This is a genomic window from Streptomyces bambusae (assembly GCF_019400985.1).
Taxonomy (GTDB): Bacteria; Actinomycetota; Actinomycetes; order Streptomycetales; family Streptomycetaceae; genus Streptomyces; species Streptomyces bambusae_A.
This window is the reverse complement of sequence record NZ_WTFF01000264.1, coordinates 1-10,200: the sequence shown is the minus strand read 5'-3', so window position 1 is coordinate 10,200 and position 10,200 is coordinate 1. Positions and strand designations below refer to the sequence as shown.

Genomic DNA, 10,200 nt, shown 5'->3' with positions numbered 1-10,200 from the left:
GCCTGCTCCGGCGCCGCCGACGGGGCCGCCGTGGCCCCCGCGGCCGCCCCGGCCGTCCCGGTGGACGACGCGGCGCCCGGCGTGGACGGGGAGCCCGCGGACTCCCGCGGCCCCGCCAAGGACGCCCGGGTCGGCGAACCCGTACGGGTGCACGGCCGCCAGGTGGGACGGCACCTGCAGGCCGTGCTCACCGCGTACGTCGACCCGGCCGTGAGCCTCGACAAGGACTACGCCCCGCCCGCGGGCAAGCGCTGGGTCGGGGCCGGCATGTCCTTCGTCAACGTGGGCGGTGCGACGTACGGGGAACTCGGGCGCATGTGGGCGCTCGACAGCGCGGGGCAGCGCTATCCCTCGGTGGCCACCGGCGAACTCACCACCGGCAAACCACTCGTCTTCGATTCCCTGTCGGTCGGCGACCGGGCCGAAGGCTGGGTGGTGTTCGAAATCCCGGAAAACGCGCGCATCGTACGGCTCCAGTACCAGGACGCGAACACGCAGGCGAATTCCGGAGAGGGTTTCTGGGCGGTCTAGCCCGGCCGGGTGAAGGGGTGCGAAAGGCTGAAGTGAAAGACGACTAGGGTGCGGCGCATGACTTCGACTCATGCCGAAATCGACCGGTCGCAGCTGGGTACCCTTTCGGTGCTCGCCTGGATCGGCGACCCCGACGACGGCCACGACATCCCGTACCTCCTCGCCTACACCCTCGGCGACGGCCCGGCGGGCCCGGCGGCCGGTGAGACGGCCGCCCGCGGGCTGCTGGAGGAGATCGGCCTGCCCATCGGCGACGTGGTCCTCGACGGCACCCGTAACCCGCACGCCTTCCCGGTGAAGGTCCTGGTCGAGGCGGACCAGGTCGCCCTGACCATGCCCGGGCTCAACGCCACTTGCACGGCTCCCCCGGAGTGGGTGGCCGCGGCCGCCGACAGCGAGCAGGTGTACTTCCTGTTCGCCACCCGCCCCTGGCCCGAGGCCGTGCCGGGCCGGCCGGTGACCGCCGAGACCCTGCAGAAGTTCGCGGGCGACGAAGAGGTGCTCACCAGCAGCGCGCACTGCGTGCTCCAGGTGCAGCGGCTGAAGAAGTAACGGCTGCAGAAGCAGGTCCGTCCGGCCGAGCTGCCGGCCGCCGGGCTCCCAGCCCGCCCGGTGGCCGGCCCGCCGCCCTACCGCTCCACCGCCTTGCCCTCCACCGCCCTGCCCTGCTCGGAGCCGCCTTCCTCGGAGCCGCCCTCCTCGAACGCGAACCGCAGCGACCGCACCCGGTTGTCGAAGTTCGACCCCGCCAGGTCCGGCAGGCCCACCGCGCGCAGGTCGCGCGGCCGGGTCAGCAGCTCGCGGAACAGGGCCTTCATCTCCACCCGGGCCAGGTGCGCGCCCAGGCAGAAATGCGGTCCGCCGCCGCCGAAGCCCAGGTGGGGGTTGGGGGAGCGGGTGATGTCGAAGGCGTCCGGGTCGGGGAAGACCGCCTCGTCGCGGTTGGCCGACGCGTAGTACAGCACCACCTTCTCGCCGGGGGTGAAGGTCCGGCCGCCCAGGGTGTGCTCGGCGCGCACCGTCCGGCGGAACTGGATGATCGGCGTGGAGTGCCGGATCATCTCGTCCACCGCGCCGTCCGCGTACGCCTCGAAGTCCGAGCGCAGCAGCTCCCGTTGCTCCGGGTGGTCGGTCAGCAGCGTCAGGCCGTGCGTGATGGCGTTGCGCGTGGTCTCCACCCCCGCCACCATCAGCAGCGAGAAGAACGCCCCCAACTGCCGGGCCCCCAGCGCCTGCCCGTCGACGTTCGCGGTGACCAGGGCGGAGATCAGGTCGTCCGAGGGGTTCCTGCGCCGCTCGCGGCCGATGCCCGCCACCATCCGCTGCATCCGGGCCAGCGCCCGCAGGCCCCGGCCGGGGACGCGCAGCCGGGCGGCGAGCCCGCGCTCTACGCCGATGTTCTCGGAGGCGTGGTTGACCCGGTCGGCGATCTCGGGCCGGAAGCGCTCCGGGATGCCCATCATGTTGCAGATGACCTCCAGCGGCAGCCGGGAGGCGACGGCGGCGACGAACTCGTCCGGCCGCCGCTCCAGCATGTCGTCCACGATCCGCGCCGCCACCGCGTGGATGTCGGCCTCCGCGGCGGCCAGCAGCCGGGGCGTGAACGCCCGCTGGACGATCTTGCGCAGCTGGGCGTGGTCGGCACCGTCCAGGTTCACCATCGAGTCCCCGAACAGCGCCCGCACCCAGCGGGCCGGCTCCGGCGTGGTGACCCCGGGCGCGCTCGCGAACACCTTCGGGAGCCGGCTCGCCTCCTGCACGTCGGCGTGGCGCACCAGCGCCCAGTGGCCGCGCCCGCGCCCTTCGTCGACGTACACGGGCGCATCCAGGGCGCGCAGGCCGGCGAAGGCCGCCAGCCGGGCCGCAGGCGGCTGCCGCCAGAACGCCGGGTCGGCAAGGCCGGGTTCACCGGCACCGGGGCCGGACTGGGCCGGGATCGTCATGAACGCACCTCTTCCTGTCGCTTCACGCCCTCAGAACGCGTCCGGTGCACCAAGGTCACGCCCGTCGCCACCGCCGCCGCGGCCACCAGCCCGGCCCACAGCACCGCGTACGTCCCGGTCCAGGCGCACGCCAGGATCGCCGCCGCCGCGGTGGGCAGCACCGCCTGCTGGGCCGGGCCCCGCTTGAAGTGGCGGGAGTGCAGCAGCCAGACGAAGGCCAGGAAGGTGGCGGCGGGCACGCTGACGGACAGGTTCGCCGACAGCGTGGAGATATGGGCCTTGCCGACCGCGTGTTCGACGACCACCTCGATCCCGGCGCCGATGGCCGCCGCCGCGGCGAAGATCACGTAGTGTCCGTAGCCCCAGGGGATCGCCTCGCGGTTGCTGCCGAGGCGGTCGTGCGCGGGCACGGCGAAGTAGATCCACCAGGCCGCGAAGACCAGCAGCAGCCCGCCCGCGGCGATCGGCAGCAGGACGTCCAGCGCCTCGTGCTCGTCGATCGCCGACTGCACGGCGACGGTGCTCGCCGCGATGGTCTCGCCGAGGACGATGACGGTGAACAGGCCGTACCGCTCGGCGATGTGGTGCGGGTGCCAGTTCGTCTGGTGGCGGCGCTCGGCGACCACCGGCACCAGCAGCTCGGCCGCCACCAGCACCAGGAACAGCCACCGGCGGCTGCCCTCCGGCGCCCAGAGCAGCGCCACCCAGCCGGCCTGGCACAGCACCAGCCCGGCCGCGTAGGTGAGTGCGCAGCGGCGGGCCGCGCCCGTCTCCCCGGCGGCCGCCCGCAGCCACTGCGCGGTCAGCGCGAGCCGCATCACCACGTAGCCGATGACGGCGACGGTCCAGTCGTTGTCGTTGAAGGCGCGCGGGATACCGGCCGAGTAGACGAGCACGCCGGCGATCTGCACCAGGGTCGCCACCCGGTACGGCACGTCGTCGATGTCGTACGCGGAGGCGAACCAGGTGAAGTTCATCCAGGCCCACCACAGACCGAAGAACACGAACAGGTAGCCCGTGATCCCCGCGCCGACGTGGCCCTCGGCGAGCGCGTGCACCAGCTGCCGTCCCGCCTGGGCCACGGCCACCACGAAACAGAGGTCGAAGAACAGCTCCAGCGGTGTCGCGGTGCGATGCGCCTCGTCGCGACTCCGCGCCGTCATCGGTGCGTATGCCATCTCCCCAGGACACCAGTGCGAGGCGGCCGCCGCGGCGAGGCGCGCGGCCTACGCGGCCCGCGTGCCCCGTGCGGACTCCCGTAACGGGCTGAAATGGGACGTACCACCTAGCGTGGTGCCGTGTCCGAGCCCACAGAAGTCCTCGAGCCCGACCTGGCCCCGCAGCAGCCGCCCGGGCCGCCGGCGAAGCGCTCCGTGACGGCCCGGGCCACGCTGGCGGGCGCCGCCGTCTCCCTGCTGCTGATCGTCGCGATCGTGCTGGGCAGCCGCCTGCTGCGCGACTTCGACTCCGCGCTGCTGCCGTACGCCGTGGCGACCGTCTTCCTCGCCTTCGGCGTCGCCTACCGCTACACCGTCTGGGTCTCCGCGCCCGGCGCCCGGCGGCTGTTCCGGCGCGGCATCGGCAGCCTCTTCTCCGCGGCCAACTTCCGCAAGGCGCCCACCGCCCTGCCGCGGATGGCCGCGACCTACCTCGGCCTCCAGAAGTTCCTCGGCGCCCGCTCGCACGCCCGCTGGGCCGCCCACCAGCTGATCTTCTGGGGCTGCCTGCTGGCCGCCGCCATCACCTTCCCGCTGACCTGGGGCTGGTTCACCTTCACCTCGTCGACCGGCTCCGGACCCGGCTACGAGATGCGGATCTGGGGCTACAAGGTGCTCGGCTTCGACTCGCTGGACCTCGCCGGCTGGCTGATGTTCCACGGCCTCGACATCGCCGCCGTGCTCGTCATCCCCGGCGCCTCGTACTTCCTGTGGCGGCGGATGAAGGACCGCGGCGCCATCACCGGCCAGCGCTTCGCCTACGACCTGCTGCCGCTGATCTGTCTGATCGTCATCTCGGTGACGGGACTGCTGCTGACCTTCTCGTCGATCTTCCTGCACGGCGGGGGCTACGAGTTCCTGGCGATCCTGCACATGGTCTCGGTGGTCCTCACCTTGATCTACCTGCCGTTCGGGAAGTTCTTCCACATCGTCCAGCGGCCGGCGGCCGTCGGGATGCAGCTGTTCAAGTACACCGCCCGCCAGGACGAGCAGGTCTTCGCCTGCAAGCGCTGCGGCGAGCCCGTCGACACCGGTCCGTACGTGGAGAACCTGCGCGGCACCATGCGCGACCTGAAGCTCGGCTTCGACTCCTTCGTCGAGTACTGCCCCCGCTGCAAACGCGTGCTGCGGGGCAACGCCTACCTGACCCAGGTCAAGAAGGGCTTCCGGTGACCTCCCCGCTGCCGCTCGACCCCCCGCTGCCGCTGGACCCCTCCATCGCCCCGCCCGGCACCCGCGACTTCCGCGACGCCGGCGGCATCCCGGCCGACCGCTGGCGCGCCGACCAGAACGGCGAGACCCTCGTGCCCACCCACTGCTGCTTCTGCGGGGTGCAGTGCGGGATGTACCTGCGGGTGGACCGCGCCGGCAAGGTCTTCGGGGTGGAGCCGCGCAACCACGACATCAACCGGATGCGGCTGTGCCCCAAAGGCATCAACGCCTACCAGCAGGTCAACCACCCCGACCGGCTCACCGCCCCGCTGATGCGCCGCTCGCGCGACGAGGAGTTCGCCGAGGTGTCCTGGGACGAGGCGCTGGACTTCACCGTCTCCGAGATCCGGCGCATCCAGGGCGACCACGGCAACGACGCCTTCGGGGTGCTCGGCGGCGCCAGCCTGTTCACCGAGAAGACCTACCTGGTGGGCAAGTTCGCCCGGGTCGCACTGCGCACCCGGCACGTCGACTACAACGGCCGGCTGTGCATGGTCAGCGCCGCCGGCGCCAACAAGCTGTCCTTCGGCATCGACCGGGCCGCCAACCCGTTCTCCGACATTCTCCTCACCGACTGCCTGCTGATCGCGGGCTCCAACGTGGGGGAGTGCTTCCCGGTGATGACCCAGTACCTCTGGGGCGCCCGGGACCGCGGCGCGTCCCTGATCGTGGTCGATCCGCGGGAGACCGCCATCGCCCGCACCGCCGACGTGCACGTCGCCCTCAAACCGGGCACCGACTCGGCCTTCTTCAACGCCGTCCTGCACGTGGTGGTCGCGGAGGGGCTGGCCGACGAGGCCTACCTGGCCGCGCACACCACCGGCTGGGACGAGGTCGAGAAGGCCGTACGGGCCTACCCGCCGTCCCGGGCCGCGGCCGTCTGCGGGGTGCCCGAGGAGCAGATCGTCCAGGTGGCCCGGATGTTCGCCGGGGCGGACAAGGCCATGGCGATGCACGCCCGCGGCATCGAACACCACTCCCAGGGCGTCGAGAACTGCCTGTCGGTCATCAACCTCTGCGTGGCCACCGGCAACCTCGGCCGCCCCGGCGCCGGCTACGGCACCCTCACCGGCCAGGGCAACGGGCAGGGCGGCCGCGAGCACGGCCAGAAGTCCGACCTGCTGCCCGGCGGCCGCTCCATCACCGACGACGAGCACCGCCGCCAGATCTGCCGGATCTGGGGCATCGAGGAGTCCGACCTCCCGCTCGCCGGCACCTCCATGATGGAGATGGTCTGGCAGATGCAGCGCCGGGAGATCCGCGGCCTCATCGGCATCTGCAACAACCCCTTCGTGTCCCTGCCCAACTACCGCACGGTCAAGGAGGGCTACGACACCCTGGAGTTCCACGCCCAGTTCGACTTCTTCCTCTCCGAGACCGCAGCCGCCGCGCACGTGGTCCTGCCCGTCACCGTCTGGGCCGAGGACGAGGGCGTCATGGCCAACGCCGAGGCCCGCGTGATCAAGCACAACAAGGCCCAGGAGCCGCCGCCCGGCGTCCGCACCGACACGTGGGTCATGTGCGAGATCGCCCGCCGGCTCGGCCACGGCGACACGTTCGACTTCCCCGGCTCCCGCGAGGTGTTCGAGGAGCTGCGCATCGCCTCCGCCGGCACCGTCAACGACTACTACGGCATCACCTACGAACGCCTGGAGGAGACCGGCGGGATCGCCTGGCCCTGCCCCGCCACCGACCACCCGGGCACCCCCCGGCTGTTCGAGGACGGCCGGACCGCCCACCCCGACGGCAAGATCCACCTCCAGGTCGTCGAATGGCACGCGCCGATGGACCCCTACTCCGAGGAATACCCCCTCTCCCTGACCACCGGCCGCACCGTGGCCCACTTCCTGTCCGGCAACCAGACCCGCCGCCTGGGCGCCCTGGTCGAGCAGACCCCGCGCCCCTGGGTGGAGGTCCACCCCTCGCACGGCTTCCGCGACGGCGACCCGGTGCGCGTGGTCACCCGCCGCGGCAGCCTGGTCCTCCCCGCCCTGGTCACCGAGGCCATCCGCCCCGACACCGTGTTCGTCCCGTACCACTGGCCGATGCCGACCGCCGCCAACGGCCTGACCCTCGACGCCCTCGACCCCCGCTCGAAGATCCCCGAGTACAAGGTCTGCGCCGCCCGGATCGAGTCCGCCGCACAGGTCACCGAGGTCCCCGCGCCGCCCACCGCACCGGGACACGAGGCCTACCCCGAGACCCAGGCCTCCCGCACCGACCCCCGGCCGCCCACGTCCCCCCAGGGCCGCGGCACGGCAGAGAGGGGCTGACCCCGCCATGATGGGCCGAACGATCTTCATCGACCCGGGGCGCTGCATCGGCTGCCAGGCCTGCGTCTCAGCCTGCCGCGAATGCGACTCCCACCGCGGCAAGTCGATGATCCACCTCGACTACACCGACACCGGCCGCTCCGTCGCCTCCCTCCCGACCGTCTGCATGCACTGCGAGGACCCGGTCGCGCCCTGCGCCGAGGTCTGCCCCGCCGACGCGATCCTGGTCACCGCCGACGGAGTGGTGCAGCAGGCCGACACCAGCCGCTGCATCGGCTGCGCCAACTGCGTCAATGCCTGCCCCTTCGGCGTCCCCAAGATCGACCTCCAGGCGAAGCTGCAGATGAAGTGCAACCTCTGCTACGACCGCACCGCCTACGGCCTCGCCCCCATGTGCGCCACCGTCTGCCCCACCGGCGCCCTCTTCTACGGAACCCTGGAGGAGCTCCAGGCCGAACGCCCCGGCGTCCAGGTCGCCGACTCCTTCGCCTTCGGGGACGTGGTGGTCTCCACCGGAGTGGCGATGGTCGTCCCCGCCGACAAGGTCCGGTGGCCCGTGCCCGGCGGTCTGCCGGTCGTCGAGGTGAACGGAGTGGACGTCCGATGAGCGTGACCGAGCAGGCCCCCCCAGGAGCCGGCGGCGACCCCGAGTCCGAGGCCGGCACCGACGCCGCCCACGCGCGGCTACGCGACCGCATCAGCGCCGACTCCCTGACCAGCCGCCGCGACTACCTGCGGATCGTGGCCACCGTCTCCGGCGGGCTGGCCGCCGGCGGGATCGGCGTCGCCGCCGGCATCCTGCACCGGCACGGCGACAGCGAGCAGCTGCCCGAGATGCGCAAGGTGGCCGACCAGCTGCTCCCCGGCGAATCCGTGGCCTTCCGCTTCCCCGGCGACGACGACCGCGCCGTGGCCGTCCGGCTCTCGGACGGCACCCTCGTCGGCTACTCCGCCGTCTGTACGCACCTGGCCTGCGCCGTGCTCTGGCGCGCGGACCGGGGCCCGGACGGGGAGCTGTACTGCCCCTGCCACGAGGGCGTCTTCGACGCCCGCACCGGAAAGGTGGCCGCCGGGCCACCGCCGCGCCCGCTGCCCAGGATCTTCCTGACCGAGCAGCTCGACGGCAGCGTCTGGGCCGTCGCCACCGCACGCTCGGGGGAGCCCGCCGAGGACGCGCTGTGCCGGCAGTTCCGCGACGCCCGCCCCGACATGGCCCAGCGTCTGGGCTGCCCCGGCGCGGCCGGTGCCGAGACCACGTCCCCCGACAGGAGGCGGACATGAGCGACGCGCAGCTGCCGCCCCGGCCCGAGTACCACCCGGGCAGTGCCCAGCCCCGGCTCAACCGGCCCGTCCGCGAGCGCTACCCGCAGATCCGGCCCACCAGCGGCTACGGGGACCCGCGGATCCGCCGCACCGGCCCCGGCCCGGGCGCCGGCACCGACCAGGAGCCCGAACGCTCCTCCAAGCTCAACGCCCGGCTCACCCTCGCCCTCACCGTCGTGACGGGACAGCTCTGGGCGCTGACGGTCACCGTCGACGAGTGGATGAAGGGCGACACCGCCACGGCCTGGTGGGGAGCGGGATTCCTGGTCCTGTCCTTCGTCGTCGTGCTCGTCCTGTGGCTCCTCGACCCGAAGGACCGATGACCGGGTACGACGCCTGAGCGCTCCGCTGGAAATGCGGTGATGGAACCGCGGACCGGTGGGGGCTGGTCGCGCAGTTCCCCGCGCCCCTTACGGGGCGCGATACCGCACCGGACTTCGCCGATCCCGCTCAGGGGGCCGAGGCTCCCGGTCGACCGGGAGCCGCAGGGCCCGCCGTACCCTGGAGGCATGAGCAACGCCCCCGCCCCCGGTTCGCGCGAGCCGAAGCCCGGCACCCAGCCGATGCCCCAGCTGGACTTCGGCGATCCGCTGGACCAGCAGTCCTCGGACGACACGGACCGGGGGTGGGGCGAGCGGCCGTCCACCGCGGGCAGCGCCGCCGACCTGGCCCGCTTCCTCGACGAGAAGCCGCCGCACCACCTCTGAGCCCAGCCGGCCCAGCCGGCCGCTCGGCGCGCCGACCCTGCCGCCCGGCCCCGCAGGGTCGGCAGGGTCGGCAGATCCGCCCGCCCTGTGCGCCCCGGCCCGGCTACACGCGGGTGCGCGTGTCGTGCTCGCCGCCGCGCTGCGCCACCAGGTGGTCGCGGATCTCCTTGAGCACCTCCAGCTCGGTGACCGCCACGGTCTCCGCGACGCCCTCCCGCGCCTTGCGGCGCGCTTCCACACGGGAGAGGTACTTGGCCATCGGCAGGACCATCAGGAAGTAGACGACCGCCGCCGTGATCAGGAAGCTCAGGGTGGCGCTCAGCACCGAACCCCACATGATCGGCACGCCGGAGACGACCTCGCCCGCGGCGTTCGTCTCGCAGGGCGCCTTCAGGCAGGACGAGTACTTGTCGAGGTCCTTGGTGCCGATCGCGCCGACGACCGGGCTGATGATCCCCTTCACCAGGGAGTTCACGATGTTCGTGAACGCGGCGCCGATGACCACGGCGACCGCCAGGTCCACGACGTTCCCGCGCATCAGGAACGCCTTGAACCCTGCCAGGACACTCTCCTTGTTCTTGCTCACGGACCGGCCTCTTTCTGCATGTCACCGTCGATGGAATGGAGCGAACGGTTCCGAAAGCTACGGCAGTGCAGGCCCTCGCTGTCCAATCGGGGCACGCGATCAGCTGACCTGACTGCTCGTGAGTGCGATTCCGCTTCATGACAGTGTCACCGCCAGCCGGGCCACCGCTCCCGCTCCCACCAGCGCCCGGGCCGTCTCGCGCGGCACGGACAGCACCACCAGACCGCCGCCGCCGTCGAGGGCGTCCGCGTCCGCGTCCACCGCGGGTACGTCGACGACCTCGGCCCCGGCGGCCACCACCCTGGGCGGGCCGGCCCGCTCCGCCGCCACCACGTCGACCCGGTCCCCCGGCCGCAGCAGCCGGACGGTCTGCGCGTCGGCGATCCGCACCGGCGCCGACACCGGCCG

General features: G+C 72.5%; 11 protein-coding genes and 1 pseudogene. 8 read left to right on the top strand and 4 right to left on the bottom strand.

The genetic code is table 11. The annotated features are described in order from the left end of the window. Both GPJ59_RS27730 and GPJ59_RS27725 read left to right on the top strand, forming a co-directional pair. On the top strand, positions 1-531 hold a 531-nt coding region (locus GPJ59_RS27730), incomplete at its 5' end, for a DUF4352 domain-containing protein (protein ID WP_219670434.1). Positions 532-588: 57 nt separating this feature from the next. Continuing rightward, positions 589-1,083, top strand: a complete 495-nt coding sequence (locus GPJ59_RS27725) for a DUF5949 family protein (RefSeq protein WP_219670433.1) — start codon at positions 589-591, stop codon at positions 1,081-1,083. Positions 1,084-1,160: 77 nt separating this feature from the next. Here the strand turns inward: GPJ59_RS27725 and GPJ59_RS27720 are convergent, their stop codons facing one another. Both GPJ59_RS27720 and GPJ59_RS27715 read right to left on the bottom strand, forming a co-directional pair. Continuing rightward, positions 1,161-2,474 (bottom strand): cytochrome P450, encoded by a 1,314-nt coding sequence (locus GPJ59_RS27720; RefSeq protein ID WP_219670432.1) that lies wholly within the window; start codon positions 2,472-2,474, stop codon positions 1,161-1,163. Beyond that, positions 2,471-3,652 (bottom strand): low temperature requirement protein A, encoded by a 1,182-nt coding sequence (locus tag GPJ59_RS27715; protein WP_219670431.1) that lies wholly within the window; start codon positions 3,650-3,652, stop codon positions 2,471-2,473. The genes GPJ59_RS27720 and GPJ59_RS27715 overlap by 4 nt, the downstream gene beginning before the upstream one ends. A 153-nt stretch (positions 3,653-3,805) precedes the next feature. On the opposite strand from GPJ59_RS27715, the gene GPJ59_RS27710 reads away from it, so the two are divergent. The 6 genes from GPJ59_RS27710 (at position 3,806) to GPJ59_RS27685 (ending at position 9,206) form a co-directional block, all read left to right on the top strand. Further along, complete coding sequence (locus GPJ59_RS27710) at positions 3,806-4,864, top strand: MFS transporter (protein ID WP_219670435.1); 1,059 nt, start codon at positions 3,806-3,808, stop codon at positions 4,862-4,864. Further along, entirely contained in the window at positions 4,861-7,176 is a 2,316-nt protein-coding gene (locus GPJ59_RS27705) for a molybdopterin oxidoreductase family protein (RefSeq protein WP_219670430.1), read from the top strand. The genes GPJ59_RS27710 and GPJ59_RS27705 overlap by 4 nt, the downstream gene beginning before the upstream one ends. A gap of 7 nt (positions 7,177-7,183) precedes the next feature. Continuing rightward, positions 7,184-7,783 carry a 4Fe-4S dicluster domain-containing protein gene (locus GPJ59_RS27700; protein ID WP_219670429.1) on the top strand — a complete coding sequence of 200 codons (600 nt, stop codon included), beginning with the start codon at positions 7,184-7,186 and terminating at the stop codon, positions 7,781-7,783. Beyond that, a complete protein-coding gene (locus GPJ59_RS27695) occupies positions 7,780-8,457 on the top strand; it encodes a QcrA and Rieske domain-containing protein (RefSeq protein WP_219670428.1) in 678 nt (225 codons plus the stop codon). Before GPJ59_RS27700 ends, GPJ59_RS27695 begins: the two co-directional genes overlap by 4 nt. Next, complete coding sequence (locus tag GPJ59_RS27690) at positions 8,454-8,822, top strand: hypothetical protein (RefSeq protein ID WP_219670427.1); 369 nt, start codon at positions 8,454-8,456, stop codon at positions 8,820-8,822. Before GPJ59_RS27695 ends, GPJ59_RS27690 begins: the two co-directional genes overlap by 4 nt. Positions 8,823-9,008: 186 nt before the next feature. Then, entirely contained in the window at positions 9,009-9,206 is a 198-nt protein-coding gene (locus GPJ59_RS27685; protein ID WP_219670426.1) for a hypothetical protein, read from the top strand. Between the two features lie 103 nt (positions 9,207-9,309). Here the strand turns inward: GPJ59_RS27685 and mscL are convergent, their stop codons facing one another. Together mscL and GPJ59_RS27675 are read right to left on the bottom strand one after the other, a co-directional pair. Next, positions 9,310-9,792: a large conductance mechanosensitive channel protein MscL gene (gene mscL / locus GPJ59_RS27680; RefSeq protein ID WP_219670425.1), complete on the bottom strand. Its 483-nt coding sequence runs from the start codon at positions 9,790-9,792 to the stop codon at positions 9,310-9,312. A 135-nt stretch (positions 9,793-9,927) separates the two neighbouring features. After that, positions 9,928-10,200, bottom strand: a pseudogene (locus tag GPJ59_RS27675) (hypothetical protein); the annotation flags it as partial.